At 46.7% G+C, this 19,169-nt stretch carries 13 protein-coding genes; 4 read left to right on the top strand and 9 right to left on the bottom strand.

The features are described 5' to 3' along the window. The first annotated feature begins 42 nt into the window (after positions 1-42). The 3 genes from D568_RS0108625 to D568_RS0108615 are packed head-to-tail and all read left to right on the top strand — an operon-like array spanning position 43 to position 2,960. Positions 43-393, top strand: a complete 351-nt coding sequence (locus D568_RS0108625) for an ArsC family reductase (protein WP_020209193.1) — start codon at positions 43-45, stop codon at positions 391-393. Positions 394-429: 36 nt separating this feature from the next. Continuing rightward, entirely contained in the window at positions 430-1,464 is a 1,035-nt protein-coding gene (gene dapD / locus D568_RS0108620) for a 2,3,4,5-tetrahydropyridine-2,6-dicarboxylate N-succinyltransferase (protein ID WP_020209192.1), read from the top strand. A 47-nt stretch (positions 1,465-1,511) separates the two neighbouring features. Beyond that, positions 1,512-2,960 (top strand): methyltransferase domain-containing protein, encoded by a 1,449-nt coding sequence (locus D568_RS0108615; protein ID WP_020209191.1) that lies wholly within the window; start codon positions 1,512-1,514, stop codon positions 2,958-2,960. Between the two features lie 253 nt (positions 2,961-3,213). On the opposite strand, the gene D568_RS19785 is transcribed toward D568_RS0108615, so the two are convergent. The 9 genes from D568_RS19785 to D568_RS19780 all read right to left on the bottom strand — a co-directional run bounded on the left by D568_RS19785 (position 3,214) and on the right by D568_RS19780 (position 17,709). Then, entirely contained in the window at positions 3,214-6,375 is a 3,162-nt protein-coding gene (locus tag D568_RS19785; protein WP_020209190.1) for a CBM35 domain-containing protein, read from the bottom strand. 284 nt (positions 6,376-6,659) lie between these two features. Then, positions 6,660-7,391 (bottom strand): GntR family transcriptional regulator, encoded by a 732-nt coding sequence (locus D568_RS0108605; RefSeq protein ID WP_020209189.1) that lies wholly within the window; start codon positions 7,389-7,391, stop codon positions 6,660-6,662. A 199-nt stretch (positions 7,392-7,590) separates the two neighbouring features. Then, positions 7,591-8,436 carry a fumarylacetoacetate hydrolase family protein gene (locus D568_RS0108600; protein ID WP_020209188.1) on the bottom strand — a complete coding sequence of 282 codons (846 nt, stop codon included), beginning with the start codon at positions 8,434-8,436 and terminating at the stop codon, positions 7,591-7,593. A gap of 81 nt (positions 8,437-8,517) precedes the next feature. Next, entirely contained in the window at positions 8,518-9,294 is a 777-nt protein-coding gene (locus D568_RS0108595; protein ID WP_026286924.1) for an SDR family NAD(P)-dependent oxidoreductase, read from the bottom strand. A gap of 29 nt (positions 9,295-9,323) precedes the next feature. Further along, a complete protein-coding gene (locus D568_RS0108590) occupies positions 9,324-10,175 on the bottom strand; it encodes an amidohydrolase family protein (protein WP_020209186.1) in 852 nt (283 codons plus the stop codon). After that, positions 10,168-11,220 carry an aldo/keto reductase gene (locus D568_RS0108585; RefSeq protein WP_020209185.1) on the bottom strand — a complete coding sequence of 351 codons (1,053 nt, stop codon included), beginning with the start codon at positions 11,218-11,220 and terminating at the stop codon, positions 10,168-10,170. The genes D568_RS0108590 and D568_RS0108585 overlap by 8 nt, the downstream gene beginning before the upstream one ends. A 27-nt stretch (positions 11,221-11,247) precedes the next feature. Beyond that, entirely contained in the window at positions 11,248-12,411 is a 1,164-nt protein-coding gene (locus D568_RS0108580; RefSeq protein WP_020209184.1) for an alpha-hydroxy acid oxidase, read from the bottom strand. 18 nt (positions 12,412-12,429) lie between these two features. Next, the gene (locus D568_RS0108575) at positions 12,430-14,865 is read right to left on the bottom strand and encodes a sodium:solute symporter family transporter (protein WP_020209183.1); all 2,436 of its coding nucleotides are present in this window, start codon (positions 14,863-14,865) and stop codon (positions 12,430-12,432) included. A 93-nt stretch (positions 14,866-14,958) separates the two neighbouring features. Then, on the bottom strand, positions 14,959-17,709 hold the full coding sequence (locus D568_RS19780) for a TonB-dependent receptor (RefSeq protein ID WP_020209182.1): 2,751 nt from the start codon (positions 17,707-17,709) through the stop codon (positions 14,959-14,961). Between the two features lie 256 nt (positions 17,710-17,965). Here D568_RS19780 and D568_RS0108565 point away from each other — a divergent pair, with 256 nt between their 5' ends. Next, the gene (locus D568_RS0108565; RefSeq protein WP_020209181.1) at positions 17,966-19,060 is read left to right on the top strand and encodes a mandelate racemase/muconate lactonizing enzyme family protein; all 1,095 of its coding nucleotides are present in this window, start codon (positions 17,966-17,968) and stop codon (positions 19,058-19,060) included. The last annotated feature ends 109 nt before the right edge of the window (positions 19,061-19,169 follow it).

Genomic DNA, 19,169 nt, shown 5'->3' with positions numbered 1-19,169 from the left:
CGCTTTTTTGTTATCATGGCGAGCTTTTGCACGGAGTGGCCCATGGCAACCACCACCCTTTACGGCATCAAAAACTGCGACACGGTTAAAAAAGCCCGCCGCTGGCTTGAAGATGCCGGTGTTGACTACACATTTCACGATTTTCGCAGTGACGGATTAGACGCCCAGCAAGTTCGCGCCTGGCTCGAGAGTCTCGGCAGCGCAGCCTTAGTCAACAAGCGCTCTACCACCTGGAAAGGTCTTAGTGACGCACAGAAGCAGCAAGCCGAAAACGGCGATGTGCAGGATCTGTTGCTGGAGTATCCAACACTGATTAAAAGACCGGTGCTCGACACCGGCACGGGTATACACGTCGGCTTTAAAGCCGATCAGTACGCCGAACTTTTTCACTAACCCATTGCATTAAACGTCTTACAAACGGAACCCATCATGACTGAGTTATACAGCGTCGGCCTTGGCGTCGGCACCAAAAACCGCAAAGACGAATGGCTGGAAGTTTTTTACCCCGCCCCCGAGCTTAACCCCAACGCCGCCACCGCAAAAGCTCTGGCTGAGGTGCTCGGCTACCAGGGCGGCAACCAAGTTATTGAATTTACCGTGAATCAGTGCGACGCACTGGCCGAAGCCTTGAATGCCGCCGGTAATTCAGACCAAGCCCAGATTGCACAACAACTGGCCGCCAGCGCAAGGCCTCTTGTGGCGACGATTCTCGGTAGCGACGATGCACCAGGCTCGGTGCCTGAGGGCTTTTTGAAGCTGCACCTGATTTCTCACCGCCTGGTTAAGCCGCACGGCACAAACTTAAACGGCGTATTTGGCGCCCTGAAAAATCTGGCCTGGACCAACCAGGGCCCTATCGAGCTGGATGAGCTGCCCGAGCGTCAACTGCAAGCGCGTTTAAACGGCGAAGTCCTTGAAGTTGCCTGCGTGGATAAATTCCCCAAAATGACCAACTACGTCGTGCCTACAGGCGTGCGCATTGCGCACACCGCGCGCGTGCGCTTGGGCGCCTACCTGGGTGAGGGCACCACCATCATGCACGAAGGTTTTGTGAACTTTAATGCCGGTACTGCCGGCCCAGGCATGATCGAAGGCCGTATCTCAGCGGGCGTGTTCGTTGAATCCGGCTCCGACTTGGGTGGCGGCAGCTCTACCATGGGCACCCTGTCTGGCGGCGGCAACATTGTTATCAGCGTCGGTAAAGAATGCCTGCTAGGTGCCAACGCTGGTACCGGTATTCCGCTGGGGGATCGCTGCACCATCGAATCCGGTTTGTACATTACCGCAGGCACCAAGGTGGCGGTACTGGATGACGCTGGCAACGAAGTTGAAGTGGTTAAAGCACGCGACCTGGCCAATAAAGACGACTTGCTGTTCCGCCGCAACTCGCAAACCGGCCGCACCGAATGCTTAACAAACAAGTCTAAGGTGCAACTGAACGAAGAGCTGCACAAAAACGCCTAAGCACGCCGCCCGCAGGTAACACCTGCGGGCTTTACGAGTAAACAACAGTGGCCAATCGCGTCTCCAAAAAGTTCTGGCAAGCCTCAAACGGCGAAGCGCTGGGCACGGCGCTGGCATCCCGGCCCGAATTAAAAACCTTAAACGAGAGCGAGCTTAAAGAAATTTTCGCACTCTTGCCCCCGCTTGAGGGCTGCCAAGTGCTGGAGCTTGGCGCAGGCACGGGTCGCTTTACCGGCGAGCTCGCACGCCGCTCACAATCGGTTACAGCGCTGGATATTTCCACCGAAGCGCTGCAACAAAACCGCCTTAAGCACTCGCAATTCGACAACATCACCTACCAAAGCATTGACGCGCTGGAATACCACAACGACGCCGAACCTTTCGATTTTATTTTTATCAACTGGCTGTTTATGTACCTGGACGATGATGACAGCCAGTCACTGCTGCAGAACTTGCAAGCCGAGCTAAAACCCGGGGGGCAAATTTTTATCCGCGAAAGTTGCGAATACGCCTACAACGGTAAGAGCTGGCTGCATAACTTTTTACACAGCAGCTGGCAAACTCTAAAGCCGGGAACCCAGCAAAGCATTTACCGGCTGAAGAAATTTCGCGGCCCCTTTTGGAAAAATGCACTGTGGATGACGTTTAACAGTGCCAAGGTGCAACGCTACCGCACAGTGGAGAACTACCAAAGATTATTCTCTGCACACTTCGACATTCTGGCTAGCGGCCACTTGTTAACCTATGAGCTCGCCTACCGCCACCAGAACCAGCGTTATTGGATGCTGCGTAAAAGCGCCGCTAATGTGGGCGACGGCATCGAAGCCGCACCACGCAGCTGGAGTTTCGGCGGTGAAGTATGGCGTCATTTTGATTCACACATAAATCGCTCTATTCCTTTTTACCCGCAACTGCACGAAACGATTATTCGTTTGAGCGAGCAGCTGTTACCTCAAAACGGTGTTGTGTATGAGCTGGGCTGCTCCACCGGCCGACTGTGCAAACAATTAAAACAGCGTATACCTCACGCAAGGATCATCGGAGTAGATGTCGAACCGAATATGATTCAAGCGGCAAAAAGCGCTGGTGACGCGGTCCAATACGAATGCGCGGATATTCGTGAATACGATATGGCCCCCTGCTCGGTAGCCATACTGTCGTACACCTTGCAGTTTATCGAGCCGACGCAACGCCTGAACCTACTGAAAAAAATTCAAAGCCGCTTACAGCCTGGAGGCGCTGTTATTCTCGCCGAAAAGATTAAACGTCGTGATCAACGCTTGGAGCAGTTAATGCAGCGAGCGCACAGTCAATACAAAGTAGACCAAGGCTTTAGTAAAGCAGAAATTAGCGCAAAGTCAGAGAGCTTAGCGGGAGTGATGACCCCACTTTACGAAGACGAAAATATTGAGCTGCTAGAACAGGCAGGGCTAACTCGAATCAGCCCCATTTTTAACAACTTAACATTTTGCGCCTGGATTGCGTTTAAAGACTAAACTTAAAACGGATACATTCTACGTTAACCCCGGGACTATATTGGGCCACCTCTAATAAAAGCAGCGTAATTAAACTCGAGCAAGAAATTACTACTCTGCCCTCAACCTTAAAAAGCATAATAGAAATGGCAAGTTAGGGAATAAATCCAAACTACCTTTTTATTACCCCTGCAGAACAACTGTTTTGCACACGTAAAACGAAAAAAGGCTTCACAAAGTGAAGCCAATAGCCCACGCTCAAACAAAAACCTTATTATCTTAAAACAAGATAATCAAAATTGATCCAGCCAGTATCTGTACCATCTCGCTGAAAACGAATAAAGTTCTCTCCAGCATTTAAACTAACCGTTTGAGATTTAACCGCCCAGCTGCTCCAACTCCCAGTATCGGTGAAGACGCTTTGGACGTGATCTACGCCATTCACATAAAGGCTTACAGAGCGATCACCTGCGGGGCCATCTGGTCCCATGGCATAGTGAATATCCAGTTGGTATTGCCCAGCACTAGGTGCATGAACCATCATTTCGACGGCATCACCCACTTGGAGCATTTCTGCAACAAAACCAAAACCACTGAAACCACTATGGTTGTTATCGGCCACCACCGAGGTCAGCACTCCATCTTCTGCTTCAACCTTCTGTGCAAGTTTTATAGAGTCAATATTAATATGACCCGTATCTCCCGCATCAAGAATATACCTTAGGCTGTTCACACCCTGTATCAAGCTAATCTCCTGCTCCGCCTGAGACCACACATCCCAAGCACCCGTACTGACAAAATTAGCCTGAACTTGATGTGAATTATCAACATAAACGCTCATTGTACGATCACCTGCGGGACCGTAAGATCCCATTGCATAACGCACATCGACCAGATATTTACCAGTGACCAACGCATTGATATTAAACTGAACGCCGTCCCCTGTATTAAAGATATCCCCTACAAAGCCACTCCCACTGTACCCCGAATGCGTAGCATCAACAGCAACACCCCCGAGCAAGGTTCCCTCTTCCGCCTCTTGCTTAAAACTTTGATCGATCAGAAGTACATAGTCGATATTAATCCCTTCATCACCTGTATCCTTCTGCAACCTAAGAGTTGCACCTTCGGGGACATTCAGATAAACAATATCAGTGTCAGCGTATGACCCCGACCACGCCCCTGTCGCATCAAAGTTAATATCTGCAGCATGCTGTCCATCTACATACACACTATAAGATCCGGATTTTTTTGAGGTGTAACGCAACTGTATGGCGGTAGCGCGAGGGACATTAACGAATTCAACGCCCGCTCCATTTGTGTGAATATTTTCAACGGCATAACCGGCCGATGCATCGGCATCACTGAACACAGTGCCCGTACCAAGTAACACGCCACCTTCTGCTTCAATTATTTCCCCTGCCGTGGAAGCATTCAGCCCAGGCACCTCAGGTGGCTCTGGTATATCGGTGAGAAGATGCTGGTATCCAGACTGAAGCCCTGCATTGGCAATAATATTTAAGGCTTCATACGGCCAATCGGCATCTGGATAGACAAACATATTGGTTATTGTTGAATTAGGGGCTCCTGTTTGATTAGCACTCGAAGTCGTGTAAATATTACTGTAGTGATTATCGTGCTTATCACGCCAGGCGTTTAACTCAAAGTTATCCTGCCCTGGTACGACCTCAAAGACCAAATCAGTTCCTGTGTACCAAGCAGTACCTTCGTCCGGGTGATAAACCCCTTGAAAATGTGTGCTAGGCGCTTTGACGTAGTTACCGCTGGCCTCTGAGTTGGGCTGATTGCCCAATGTATAAAAGGCTCCACCATCCTCAAGCACGGTCATAACATTATAAACACGGTTGTAGTTAAACTTGTTATTTTGAGCCACCGTGGTTGGGTTATTAGGTGTTGTTTCAGGTGCAAAGTTGTTCCAACCCCAGCCCAAACTTACTCCCGAGTACTTGGTGTTTTGAATTTGATTATGCTCAATTGTTAAACCGTCCGTAAAAAAAGCGGTAATTGCAGCATGCCCCCAATAAAGTCGCGTAGTATCGTAAAGAAGGTTGTTGCTTATCAAAATATTTTGCACAACCCCTTCATCACTGGCCGAGTACTTTTCATACTGCCCGCCATCACCGATATACACATGCTGAGGGTGGGCAACATTAATACCCGAACCACCTGTATCAATAATAGCGTTTCCAACAATTTGGCTGTTGATTACATCGTTAGTAAAGTTAATCCCTTCATTGCCTATATGCTTAATTGCCCCGTCTTCAAAACGAATAGACGCTGCGTGATTCACATTAATTGCGCCGCGCATTACATCGTACGCCGTATATTTATCGTTATGCCAATTCCCATCACTATAGGCAGTTTTCCAAGTGGCGGCTTGCACTGTAGATTTTCCGGCAGACCCTGCCACTTCAGGAAGAATCGCATCGGTATAAGCAAAAGTAATCCCGCTAAAAGTAATATTCTCTATTCGATTCGCCTTTGAGTCTCCAGTCAAATTTAACAGTTCAGCTGCTTGCGGGGCCCATACTTCAGCGGTAAGCATATCGACACCGTCACTATAATAGTAAAGCGTGTTACTGCTACGATCGAAATAAAACTCGTTGGGCTCGTCTAAGAATTCATAGGCGTTGAGTAGGGTGTGGTTTCCACTGATGCTGAACGAACCCCAGTTTTGGTTCATTGCAATTGCTGCATAAGGCTGGGAGAATTTCAGTACTCGATTGCCCCCTTCAACCACCGATTCTCGTACCGTAACGAAATTAGTATTCCACTTCGTCTGGTTCATAATTTCCAGGTCAGTGGGTCTATTAATTGAAGGCACGTCCGCCAGGCTATAGGTCGCACCATCGGGGTGTGTACCACTAATTCTCGCCCAATCGCTTTGTCCAGCAGTGATGCTGTAACTTCCCCAGCTGCCAGTAGTAGGTACACGTTTACTCGCCATGTAAGCGCGCTCACCGTTGACAATCAAAGTTCGCAACTTTTCCGCACGGTTCAATGTCGCTTTATAGATATTGCCGTTATGCTGAGTCCATCCTGTAACTTTAGTGGCCCCATGAATCACGGGAGTTTCATTTCCATAAGCCTGATAAATAACGCGGTAGCCGTTAGTGCCCGAATCCTGTGAGTTGAATTCTACAGGCTGGCTCAGAGGGTAGTGCCCCCCTCGTAAATAAACATAAACATCCTGACTCATTGAATCGTTGACTGTGCGCACAACGTCTCGAGCCTGCTGAAGGGTTTGAAAAGGTTGCTGTAACGTACCGGGGTTAGCATCGTCACCATCGGGTGAAACATAAAATGGCTGGGCTAAGGCTACCGATGAAATCGCACACGTCGCTGAAATAAACAATGCTGAAAGGAAGCCTTGCCACGGAGATTTTATACATCGAGAATTTTCTAAGTTAGTCATTCGAGAACTCCTTGAAATTTATATTTATATCTTCTCGCGCATATAATATTTTATAACTAACATATAAAATATCATGAAAACCATATTAATATCTTACAGCAAAAGGTCAAGTAAAAATTGCCTTATGCATAGATATTGAAAAATAGCGGGTTGATTGGCTAACCAGCGGCAGCCGAGCAAGAGCTGTGATGCGCAGGGTACGACAGGAAATTTAGAGAGAGGGTTGAGATTGCGGCTGGTAAATCTACGCCGAGCCGCTACAGATTAAACAGTTCCAGGGGGGGTTAAAACATTCTTAAATGACGATGCATGGCTTCTTTGAAATGTATTGTCAACGCCGCTACAGCGGCCTCTTCATCGCGACGTGCGCACGCCTCCAATATATTGATGTGCTCACCAAGGGTTTGCTTTACCAGGGGCGGCGTAAAGAAATGTTCAAGCTGAATCAACTTAATATAATATTTCAATTTGGTCGCAGTGACTTCTACAAACTCGTTTCGAAGGCTGGAAATTAACGCGCCATGAAAGCGTTGTTCGTTTTGCTCAATTAAAGCCAAAACCTCATCGTTAACCCCCTTTTCATCGACTATGGCGATAAGCGCTTTATGCTCATCAATCAACGTTTGGATGAGCTTATCATCTCCAAACTGCGCGAAATTTCGCGCCGCAGCAGTTTCAATAATTGTTCTGAATTGATAAGTATCTCGTAAAAACTCTAAATCCGGTTTTCGAAACTGAATCCCCGAACGAGGGTGAATGGTGAGCATATTCTCACCCTCCAACACCTTCAAGGCATCACGCAGTGGCTGCATGGGAATATCCATCAGCTTAGACAGCTCACTCTGTGACATAAACGCGCCTGGGCTTAACTTTCTTTCGAAAACCCATTGCAGTATTTTATCGTAGGCAGCCTGACTCAATGAGCTGGATTTTTCCTCAGCCGCTTCACTCACCGCCCTTATTGCAGTTACATCGCTGTCTTTACGTTTACGCGCCACTTCTTGTGCCACCTCCATCAATTCCTTAGCTTTGTACGTACTCGGCCAATAATTCTCCAGTACACTAAACTAAAGTTTATCATAGCGGGCACAGCAACTGATATGAAAAGGGACTTACAGGGTGACAGCCTCACCATTTCACCAATTGTGCACCCCCTAAAATGCACTGTTCTCCACGACCTCCGTCTTTTAAAGCAGACCTAGACGGTAAGTGGATTTACTGATAGTTGATAAAAGTTTGGCTTTGCTGCCCCAAACCTTCAATACCCAACTCAACTTTATCACCATGCTTTAAATACACAGGTGGCTTTTGCCCCAAACCTACACCCGGAGGCGTGCCAGTTGAAATAACATCTCCTGGCTGCAAACTCATAAACTGACTTAAATAGCTAACAATAGCGGCTGGCTTAAAAACCATGGTATTGGTATTACCGTTTTGATATCGATGGCCATTAACCTCAAGCCACATCGATAAATTGGTAGGGTCACCTACTTCATCTTTAGTCACTAACCAAGGTCCAATCGGCCCAAAGGTATCGCAGCCCTTGCCTTTGTCCCACTGCACACCTCGCTCCAATTGAAACTCTCGCTCAGACACGTCGTTGCAGACACAATACCCAGCAATGTAATCTTCGGCATCCTCTTCAGAAACATAACGGGCCTCTTGCCCAATCACAATGGCTAACTCTACTTCCCAGTCCGTCTTTTGGCTGTTTTTGGGGATGATAATATCGTCATTAGGGCCATTAATAGAGCTTGTAGCCTTAGTAAACATCTCTGGTTCGGAGGGTACTTGTGCCCCAGACTCAGCGGCATGGTCAGCATAATTCAACCCAATACAGAGAAACTTTCCCACATTACCTACACATGGACCAAGCCGCTCAGACGCACTGACCTCGGGCAAAGTGGACAAATCAAGCGCCGCGAGTTTTTTAAGCGACTCTGGAGAAATATCGGTACCGCTGATATCAGAAACCACACCAGACAAGCTTCGAATGCAACCAGTAGCATCAACGATGCCAGGCTTTTCCTGCCCCTTGGGCCCATAACGTAATAATTTCATAGTAACTGCCTTTCTATCTAAGAGTGTAATTGACAGCTCTGGATCACAACACCAGACCTGCACGTGAATTCCATTTATTCACTAACTGTTTAGGGTGATAAAACCCCCATCAATAGGGTAATTAGACCCAGTAATAAATGCTGCTTCTTCTGAGCACAGATAGGCCACTAACCCAGCTATTTCTTCAGGTTTTGCCATACGCCCTATCGGCTGCGATTTTGACAATTTGTCAAACATCTCTTCGCCATTGTCGGGATAATTTTTTGCAATAAAATTATCTACAAATGGAGTGTGAACACGTCCAGGTGAAATGCAATTGCATCGAATTCCATCACTCAGGTAATCTTTTGCCAACGACATGGTCATACTCAAAACAGCCCCCTTGGACATAGAGTAAGCAAAGCGATCTGCAAGACCTACTGACGAAGCAATAGAAGCCATATTAATTATAATTCCAGCCCCCTGAGACTTCATAAACCGAACCACACCCAAAGTTACGTTATAAAGCCCCTTGACATTAACCGCATACAATCGATCCAAGTCCTCTTCGCTTGTATTCTCGATGTTGCCAACATGCGCAACTCCAGCATTATTAATCAAAATATCTATTGAATGTTTATTCGTAACTTCATTCAAAACCTGACTTACCTGTGAAGAGTTTGCGACATCACAGGCATACACTTCGAACTCTCCGCCAAGATCACTTACTTTCTCCGCCGTTATCGCGGCGGCCTCTTGAGTTAAGTCAAGAATAATTACTCGAGCGCCATCTTGTGCCATTCTCAGACAGATACTTTGGCCTATCCCGCTACCTCCACCGGTAACCAAGACTGTTTTGCCTTCTAGTTTTTTACTCATAACACCTATCCAAACGTTAAAAACCGACCTTAAAGATCATAAAATTTTTGTGCAGTTTGACCCCAAATCCAGGCTTGCTCATGAACACTTAAGCTGGAAAAATAAGATCGGCAGTCTCTTACCCACGAGTCGTAATGCCCCGCCAAGCGAATCACCGGCCAATCGCTACCCCACATAACCCGATCAGCCCCGAAGCAATTCAACACATGATCAATGGCGGGAACAACCTTTGAAAAGGTTGGAGTCGGACCGGCTTCATTTAAAAGCCCAGAAATTTTGCAATAAACGTTATCGCACCCAGAAACAACGGCTAAGTCACGCTGCCATTGAGTTAAATCAGTTTTCATTAAATCCGGCTTTGCTGCGTGGTCAATGACAATTTTTAGCGTGGGGTAGCGCTTAGCTAAAATGTAAAGGTTCGGTAAATGTATCGGTGTTATTAACGCATCAAAACAAAGCTCCAGCTCGGTTAACACCTTATAGCTTGGCTCTAGCCCTGACAAAAGCATCCAATCAATATCGTCAATGGCTTGCAGCATTGGACGAATACCTTTGAATTTAGCGTGTTCGGATAAAGCTCTCAATCGATCTCCCGCAGATGGCTTATCGAGCGCAGCCCAACCAACAACGCCGGCAACAAATTGTGTTGATTGTGCAATCGACAACATAAAATCAGTTTCAGCATCAGTTTCAGCAGCTTGCACCAGAACTGTTTTATCTATGCCATTACGAGACAAAGTATCTCGTAGTTGCTCTGGCATAAAATCGTCGTAGATTGCACCTAGCTCAGGGGTCAACCAAGTATAATCACCACGTGCACGTCGCCAAAAATGTTGGTGACTATCAATCCGAGAAAAAGGTTTTATATCAGAATTATGCATAACTATTACCGGGCTTACTTGAGCCAGGAAAGGGTGCCTTCTCATCAATTAGCTTCTGATCCTGTAGAGTTTGCCAAAACTCTACAGGTATTGATTCTCTGAACAACTCCAGAGTTTGTTTAATTCGACTCACATTACCAAGACCGGGTATAACTGACACAACACTCGGATGAGCCAAGGGGAACTGCAAAGCCGCCGCCGCTAAGGACACATCAAACTGCTGACAAACCGACTCAATTCTTGCAACCCGGTTAACCACATCGTCTCCAGCTGGCATGTAGTTGTACATAGGGGTGCTAGTATTTTTGACTCCGGTAGCAAGAATGCCGGAATTGTAAGGGCCACCCACGACGACCGATGTATTACTCTCCTGACACTTAGGCAAAAGCGTTGCAAGTGGCTCTTGCTCAAGCAAGGTATAGCGACCCGCCAGCAAAAAACAATCCCAGTCACCATACTTTAAGGCCGCTTCGCACACCTCGCTTTCATTAACGCCTAAACCAATGGCCTTAACCAACCCCTGAGATCGCAACTCATCCAGGGCTTTATAACCACCATCCATAGCAGTTTTAAACAATTCATCATTAGCTTCGCCATGAGTCATACGGCCAATGTCATGAATGTAGAGTATGTCGATGCGATCCAGGCCCAAACGCATGATGCTGTCTTCATAGGACCGCATAACACCGTCGTAACTGTAGTCATAGCTAATATCAAAGGGCATAGGCGAAATAAATCCATGACGCTCGTGACAATACCCCGCAGGTTTTAACAAGCGCCCAACCTTGCTCGACAGCACATACTCGCCACCCTGTAAGTGTCGCAGAGCATCCCCTGTACGACGCTCACTGAGGCCCTGGCCGTAGTGAGGCGCAGTATCGTAATGACGAAACCCCAGCTGCCAAGCCGCTGCCAGCGTCTCTACAGCTTCAGCATCAGACACAGGTTGGTATAAATTGCCCAGAGGGGCGCAACCAAAACCCAGCTCATCCACAGATAATCCCGTATTTGAAATTTCACGCTTAGGGAGAACAGCATTATTCATAACCTATACCTTCCTTTGCCCAATGGCTTAATTAATGGGCTTATTTGGAACTAGAAAGTGGGGTAGCTGATCAACACTTTCACAACCTAGTTGATTCATGATTTGCTCCATTTGCTTATGTAGACAGTTGATGGTGTGCAAACCACCTTTTTTACCCAAAGCACCTAAACCATACACAAATGGTCGACCAAGAAAGGTAAAGTCCGCTCCACTGGCTAATGCAGCAGCGATATTTGTACCGGAGCGCAACCCACTATCCATAAAAATTTTTATCTGCTCACCATACTTTTTCGACACTCTCTGCAAAGGCTCTACTGGTGATTCCCCAGCATCTAGCTGACGCCCCCCGTGGTTAGACATTACCACTGCGTCGGCTCCAATTTGTATAGCCGCCGCCACATCGCTTTCGTTAATTAACCCTTTAACCACCAATGGGCCTTGCCAAGCGTCACGAATGGGCTTCAAACCTTCAACATCTACTCGCCCCATAACGGTTTTGTTCATAAATTCTGCCAATTGATCCACTGGCATACCTTTAGGCATATAGGGTTTCAATGTTTGCATTTCGGGTTTACCGGCAATGGCGGTCTCGATAAGCCAACGTGGGCAAGACAACATTTGCATAATATTACGCAGGGTCATTTTAGGCGGCATGGATAAACCATTTTTGATATCTCTTGGGCGATAACCAAAAGTTTGTACATCAACGGTAACCACCAACACCTTATAGCCTGCGCGATCAACACGCCGTAGCAAATCCTTTCGAATGCTGTCATCCGTAGGGTTATAGAATTGATACCAGGCATTACCTTCTGAAATCTCAGCGATACGCTCAAGACTGCTGGATGAAACCGTACTTAAGACATAAGGGATGTTTTTTTTCAGTGCTACAGCAGCAAGAATTTCGGGAGCATTTGGCCACATAAGCCCCTGCAACCCAATTGGTGCAATTCCAAAAGGTGATGAATATGTATGACCAAATAACTCCACGCTCAAATTACAGCCGGAATAAGGCTTGAGCAACTCACTGCGCAATTGGACTGCCTCGATACCTTCGCGATTGCGCTGCAGGCCCAGCTCATCCATGCAACCGCCTTCTAAATAATCGAATGCAAACCTGGGAATACGTTTTCTGGCTTTCGCCCTCAGATCGTTGACGGTTGGGTAACGATTATCGATAAAATTATTCACACTCAGCCCTTCGAAAATTTAATGGTTATATTCAGAGCGATATCCACCGTACAAGTGCATAGTGCCCCAATGCTTCAACCAGGTTCGCTTATCTCGTTCACCCGACCACCAGTTTTCGTGATGAAATCCTCCCCAGTTCTCTTTATGAGGCTCATCCAAATCGCCAACAGCAATATTCAACCCCATTTCTGTCATCGACATTTTCGGGGACCAAAACACTCCAGGAGAAATTTCCATTGTCGGGTCAGGCTTGATCCTCCATTCTAATGAGTAGCCCGAAAAATCCGGTTTTATACGCACTTTTGCCTGCATTGCCCCCGATAAAATCCAGCTCTGATAGTTATCCCATGCGGATTTTAGTGATCGCTCTTCCCCCTCCAGAAGCCCACCTTCTTGCAATCCGCCCAAACGAGATTTATGAGTACTCACTACCATTTGCCAACTAGAGCCATTCCCCTTATTTAGCTCTCCCTCTTTCATACTGGCTTTATTTTCGGCATTGATAAGAACTTCTACGCCATCACCAAACCAGGGAAAGCCTTCACGGCTCAGCTCATGTGCACGCGGGTTTTCTTCAGGCAACCAGCGTTCTGTATTAATCCCGTATAAAAGGTCATCAGTAATATCAAATGCAAAATAGAGATACTCACCATCGTGCTTAATGTAAACCTCTCCAGATAGATCAGACTTATCCTTTACGGGCGAAAATTGAGCCATCCAACCATCGATACCCTCAAGCTTGGTAGCGTCGTGGTACTCATCTGAGTTAACCCAGCCATCAAAAACCGGTGATTCGCCACGATAGACCGACACTTGCGGCTTGAGGGGTCTAGATGCCAACTCCGGCTCTACTTCTTGTGACAATACAACGTCTCTTGACGCCAAATATTGAAACCCACCGTAAAGAAAGGCCATGATCAATGCCAGAACTCCCCATGCTAACCAAATAGGTTTCGTGTTTGAGCCGTTCTGAACCGACATCTGCTTGAATGTTGGAAGCCATTGCTCATCCGGGGAAGGCTTAGTCAGCAAAGAAATGACTACCGTCAACAACACCGATATTACAAATAGAATGAAAGTCGTGGTAAGGAAGTGAGGCCACGTATCAAACAGTCCAAACGTTTGCTCATTGACACTAAAAAAACCCACGCTCACACAAAGCAGGCAAGACAGAGAAAAGCCATAAGTGGCACCTGCGGCAGTCACCCGGCGCCAAAACAAACCCACTAGAAACAGCGTACTCAACGGCGGTGCTAAAAATGCAATAAGGCTTTGCAAAAGTTCAAATAGGTTAGCCGAGACACTGTCCATAGCAACGGCCCAGAAAAAGGCGAGCACACTAGCCCCTAAAGTTACCATTTGCCCAACAAACCGAACTTCTTTGTTAGACACTTGTTTTCCTTTTCGGATGACCGGCTGATACAAATCTAATGTAAATATCGTACTGAACGAATTAAGCCCGGAGTCCAAGGTGCTTATAAGTGCAGCAATGAGCACCGCGATCATCAAGCCACGAAAACCAATTGGCATATACTCACTAACCATAGCGATAAAAGCTTGGTCGGAGTTTTCAATCCCTGGGTTCAAACTAAAGAAAATAATTCCAGGTAAAATAAAAATAAAAGGAGGTAAAATTTTAAGGGCTGCAGCCAAAAACACCCCTTTTTGAGCAGTGGGCAGATCTTTCGCCGCAAAAACACGTTGCACTATTGTCTGGTCTGTACACCAAAACCAGACAGCCATGACGGGAAAGCCTAAGAGGAATGAGTACCAAGGAACAGCGGAGGAATCTGGATCGATTAAGGTCCAGTATGAAGCTGGGGTTTTTTCAATCAAGACCTCAACTCCGCCTAACTCATACAGGCCAATGAAAGTCAGCGCTGCCATACCGACAATCATTAATATAGTTTGGAAGGCATCCGTTACAATCACAGCGGCCAACCCCCCTACTACGGTAAAGCTGGTTGCAACAACTAAAAGAAACAAGATAGAAAGCGTCAAATCCCAGCCCATAAACTGGGTAAAAAGCAGACCGCCAACGTATAGCCCGCCGCCAAGCCACACCACCACTATGGTGCATAACGAGTAAATCGTCAGCAATCGGTACATGGTATCGCCAAACCGGCGCTTAATAATCTGTGGAATGGTAGGTACATTCAAGCCTAAATAATATGGAGAGAAAACCATGGCCAATAACAGAAGAAAAATCCAAGCCATCCATTCGAAGTTAGCCACCAGCATGCCCGACCCATAGGCAGCACCAAAACTGGCCACCAAGAACGACGGTCCAATATTAGTCCCCCAAATGGACATTCCTATACTGGTAAAACCCACACTTTTATCACCTAAAAAAAGGCTGGCACCTTTTTTTTGCTTGGAAGCCACGTATAAACCGATGGCCATAATGGCAACGACATAAAAAGCGATAACAAAGTAATCAACCGAATGAAGCACAGTATTATTATCCAGTTATTATGAGTAAAAATTGAACTTCCACTTCCCGCATAACGTAGAAGTGGAAGTTCATTTACGCTAAGCCAATAGACTTTAGAAAGTAGCGCGCACACCGACCGCCGTTGTTCGAGGGCGAGTAACATAATCGCGGAAATTAGTGCTTTCGTTGATATAGTTACGAGCATTTTCCTCAGTTACATTGCTTATATCCAATGTAACTTGAACATTCTCCAGAAGGTCATAAGATAAGTTTACATCTAGCTGACCTGATCCCTCTGCAAATGCTGGCTGGTTAGCTCGATCAAAGCCTCCTCCGAGCGCCTGAAAGTAATCATCCCGGTAGATATAAGCCAAGCGCGCAGAAAACGATTCAACCTCATAATAACCGATGGCATTAAAGTTATTTTTTGATGAACCTGGAAACCCATGATCAAGTAAAGGGTTGTTATCGGGGTTATCAAACTCAGAGTCTACAAAGGTATAATTTGCTTGAAGCCCGAAATCACCCATGGGGATATTAGCTCCGACCTCAAACCCCTGAACCTGCCCCTTTGCTACGTTAATAGGCTGTGTCGTATCAAACAACTGGTCGTACCCGTCAATGGCAACATCAGTACGTGCCTCACGTAACACGAAGTCTGACACATCCTTATAAAACAGACTCGCGAATACCGCACCACCAGATTCTAAATAGTATTCAAATGTCGTATCAAACGACCATGCTGTATAAGGATTAAGATCTGGGTTGCCTATTTCTGCGGTTGAGTTAATTGTCGAGTCGTAACCTGTATCATTAACATCTTGAAGGTTAATCGAACCATTTACTTTTAGGTCAGTGTATTCCGGTTGAGACATGGTTTTAGCAACCCCAACTCGCCACTGCATATTATCCGCCACCTCAAACATAAAGTTTGCGCTGGGCAACACCTGAAAGTCGTCGCTATCAACCTCTGAGCCCACAAAGCCCAATTCTTCAACAACAGCATTAAGGGAGTTTACAATACGGACCGTCTGAAACCCCTGGACACTTCGGTCAGTAGCCACCGTTCGCACACCTGCATTTGCGGTGAAGCGGCGAGGGCCTACTTGCCCCTCTAAATCTGCCTGAACATAAAAAGCTAATGTTTCTTCTTCAACGACAAAAGAGTTAGCTCGATCTAAAGGCAGCCCCTGTTCGTCGACAACACTCAACAGCGGGCTAGTAATAGTTGACTCGGCAGCACGCTCATTGAAAATCTCTGGATACACTTCAGCCTGGGCATCATAATCCACCATTAAGAACTGATTAAAACCGATACCCTCTCCCGGGAACAGCTCTTCGGTCAATGACCCATCAAACGAGGCCGAATTTAACGCTTCATCATCCCATAACAAGGTAAAACGACCGGTTTCTCTCACATCAATTTCTGAATTTGCGTGACGAGCTCCGACTTTGATGCGAACGCCTTCTGTCAATTCAAAATCAGCATCCAAGCGTAGAGCAAGCTGCTCATTATTTCCGCGACGATCTCGGCCAAAAAAACCTACACTGTTGTATGATTCAACGTCATTGACTTCTTCCCCGTAAGTGAAAGAAGGGATATCGCCTGTTCCATCATAACGGAAATCAGCTGGATCTAAGCCATAAGCCCCCATAATTCCGAGGCGCAAATCTTGCTCAAATTCTACCTTGGAATAAGAGACATCAGCACTTAAGGTGAAGTCCGTATACTCCCCATAGGTAGCATTGATACCGATGACCGAGTTGTCAGATAGATTGTCAAAAAGCAGGTCAAAATTTTCAATTTTAAAATCGCCGCCTGGCTCTGTGACTCCAGAACCATCGACTTGCTGTACAAAATTATTATCGATATTAATAGCGTCTTTATCAAAGACACCGTTGTAATCAAAAAACAGATCTACGGTAGGACGCTGAGAGTAAACATTATAAGTCGAATTATACCCGTCAATTCCTAGCTTTAAATCGTCAGATGCTTGCCACTGAACACCATAGGAGAAAGACTCTCGCTCTTTTTCACCACGGATGGCGTTCATGGTAATTCGGCTGTGTGAAATTACATCCTCTGCAATATAATCTGCACTACCGTTGCCGGTAGTATCAATTTTAATATCGCGCTCTTGGGCGCGGGTATAAATCTCATCAACTGCATAATCAGCGTCAGACAAAACCATCGATAGATACGCTGCAACGGTGTTATCCGAATTGCGCAGACCTAAAACACCGGAAAATTTTGGAGACCACTCCTCAGTCAAACTATCGTGAACACCCGACAGCGAAACTACCCCACCAACATTATCATGTGTCTGGTATAAGCTTTCCGCGTCTAAAGCCTGGATTGTTTGTAACTCAATCGACCCACCTATGCCTCCCTCAATAGTTTCTGCAGTGGGCATTTTACGCACCACCACCCCACTGACTATTTCAGCTGGAATGACATCCAGATTGAACTGCCGAATATTCCCTATTCCTTCATCACCATGGGATAAAGGCGTGCGGCCATTGACCGTCGTATTTACAAAAAGCGGGCCCATGCCACGTATGGAAGCTCGATCACCCCCAATACCATTATCATTTCGTTGAATTTGTACGCCAGGAATTCGGGCGATAGCGGCACCAATATTATCGTCGGTAAACTTGCCCAGGTCCTCTGAAGTGACGACGTCAACCACCCCGGTAGCATCTCGCTTCACATCTTGAGCCGCTTCGATGCTTTGTCGGATACCAGACACCACCACCTCTTCCAAGGCTCTTGGCGCCTCCGATTGCGCCCAGGCGTTCGCCGCCCCCGCGCTGGCCAACACAGAAATAACGACACTCAGATGTTGTTTTTTAACATTTATCATTTCGGTCCCTTCCTACACTTATTAGCTATATTTTTAGAAGTTACATGTTCAGCTACTAGCTCAATCCCGCCCCATACTACACCCAGAAAATAATATTTCAATACCGCACTGTAATATTTTACTGGTCATTTTATGAAATATTTATATTGACCGATAATATCCCCAATGATTAAATATGAGCCATATTAAAACAAGCACCTTATTGATATCAGGCACACACAACCTGAATACCAATATCTGATGAACCGGATTATTTATGACTGCGACTATAGAGAACGTAAGAGTCCACTGCTTTGATTACCCCCGCGATCGTGTCATTGGGGACTCCCAGTTTTACTCCACACACGTATGGGCAGGCTGTTTAGAGATTTTCGACAGCCAAGGAAATGTTGGCTTGGGCTTCTTTCAGTCGCTGCACGCACCATTACCCGACGCCCGAGAAATAAAAGCACTGCTAGAACGGCTCCGCTTACCGGGCATGCTACAACAGACGCCCGAAGCTCTTATTCATAAAGTATCCAGACCCCGGGGTGGTAATATTTTTCCCCTCCCCCACTCTTTAGATCAGGCCATCGATCAAGCGCTATGGGATCTGGCAGCCAAACACGCCGACCTGCCCCTGTACCAATTTCTCGGTGGCACTAGCAGCAAGGTCAAAAGTTATGGCAGCGGCGTTTGCTTTCACATGAACAATAAAGAAGTGGCCGATTTTTATAATAATGCGACCCGATACGGCTTCGACGCATATAAGGTAAAGGTAGGCTTTGATACCGCCGAGCAAGATTTACACCGCCTAGAGATTGTTCGTGAGGCCGTAGGCGCTCAGGCAAGACTCATGATTGACGCGAATGAAGCCTGGTCTGCAAAAGAAGCCATTCGGCGCATCCGGTATTTCGAGGAAAAAGGGTTCCCGATATTCTGGGTTGAGGATCCAATTTTACGTCACGACATTCCCGGCCTGCTGGATGTGAAGCACGCTTTGAGCGACAGCCACTTGAATGTGGGGGAGTACCTGGATCTGAGCGGCAAACGCAATCTGGTTGATAACAATGCAGCCGATATTATCAATATTCACGGCGACATTTCAGCGGCATTAAAGATTGGATGGCTCTGCGGTGAGCATGGTGTACCTATTTCGCTGGGTAACACCCCCATGGAGCTGGGAGCCCATATCGCCTCTGCCCTACCCGAAGTGATCTACACCGAGCATTCATTACTGAATATGGACGCCATTATCGACACCCCTTTGAAAGTAGAAAATGGCTATATACATTTGCCCGACACACCTGGGCACAGCTTTACCCTCTCTACCTCATCTGTGCGTGAGCTAAAGCCGTCTGTGGCGGGCTAACCACAGCAAGCTACCGGATCACACTCGGCTGATTAGGTGGCTCACAGAAGGAAGGGTCTTGTTTTAGTTTGAGATAAAATAAGACTCTTCCCGTAAGCGTATTGCCTGC

Origin of the sequence: Gilvimarinus chinensis DSM 19667 (genome assembly GCF_000377745.1) — a bacterium.
GTDB classification, from domain to species: Bacteria; Pseudomonadota; Gammaproteobacteria; order Pseudomonadales; family Cellvibrionaceae; genus Gilvimarinus; species Gilvimarinus chinensis.
Note: the sequence above shows the minus strand (reverse complement) of the source record. Positions and strands in the feature narration are given on the sequence as shown.

Bases quoted from the DNA above. Each gene is read 5' to 3' on its own strand.
- D568_RS0108565 (WP_020209181.1), top strand. From the start codon at position 17,966: ATGACTGCGACTATAGAGAACGTAAGAGTCCACTGCTTTGATTACCCC.
- D568_RS0108625 (WP_020209193.1), top strand. From the start codon at position 43: ATGGCAACCACCACCCTTTACGGCATCAAAAACTGCGACACGGTTAAA.
- D568_RS19785 (WP_020209190.1), bottom strand. From the start codon at position 6,375: ATGACTAACTTAGAAAATTCTCGATGTATAAAATCTCCGTGGCAAGGC.
- D568_RS0108595 (WP_026286924.1), bottom strand. From the start codon at position 9,294: ATGAGTAAAAAACTAGAAGGCAAAACAGTCTTGGTTACCGGTGGAGGT.
- D568_RS0108600 (WP_020209188.1), bottom strand. From the start codon at position 8,436: ATGAAATTATTACGTTATGGGCCCAAGGGGCAGGAAAAGCCTGGCATC.
- dapD (WP_020209192.1), top strand. From the start codon at position 430: ATGACTGAGTTATACAGCGTCGGCCTTGGCGTCGGCACCAAAAACCGC.
- D568_RS0108605 (WP_020209189.1), bottom strand. From the start codon at position 7,391: ATGGAGGTGGCACAAGAAGTGGCGCGTAAACGTAAAGACAGCGATGTA.
- D568_RS0108585 (WP_020209185.1), bottom strand. From the start codon at position 11,220: ATGAATAATGCTGTTCTCCCTAAGCGTGAAATTTCAAATACGGGATTA.
- D568_RS0108590 (WP_020209186.1), bottom strand. From the start codon at position 10,175: ATGCATAATTCTGATATAAAACCTTTTTCTCGGATTGATAGTCACCAA.
- D568_RS19780 (WP_020209182.1), bottom strand. From the start codon at position 17,709: ATGATAAATGTTAAAAAACAACATCTGAGTGTCGTTATTTCTGTGTTG.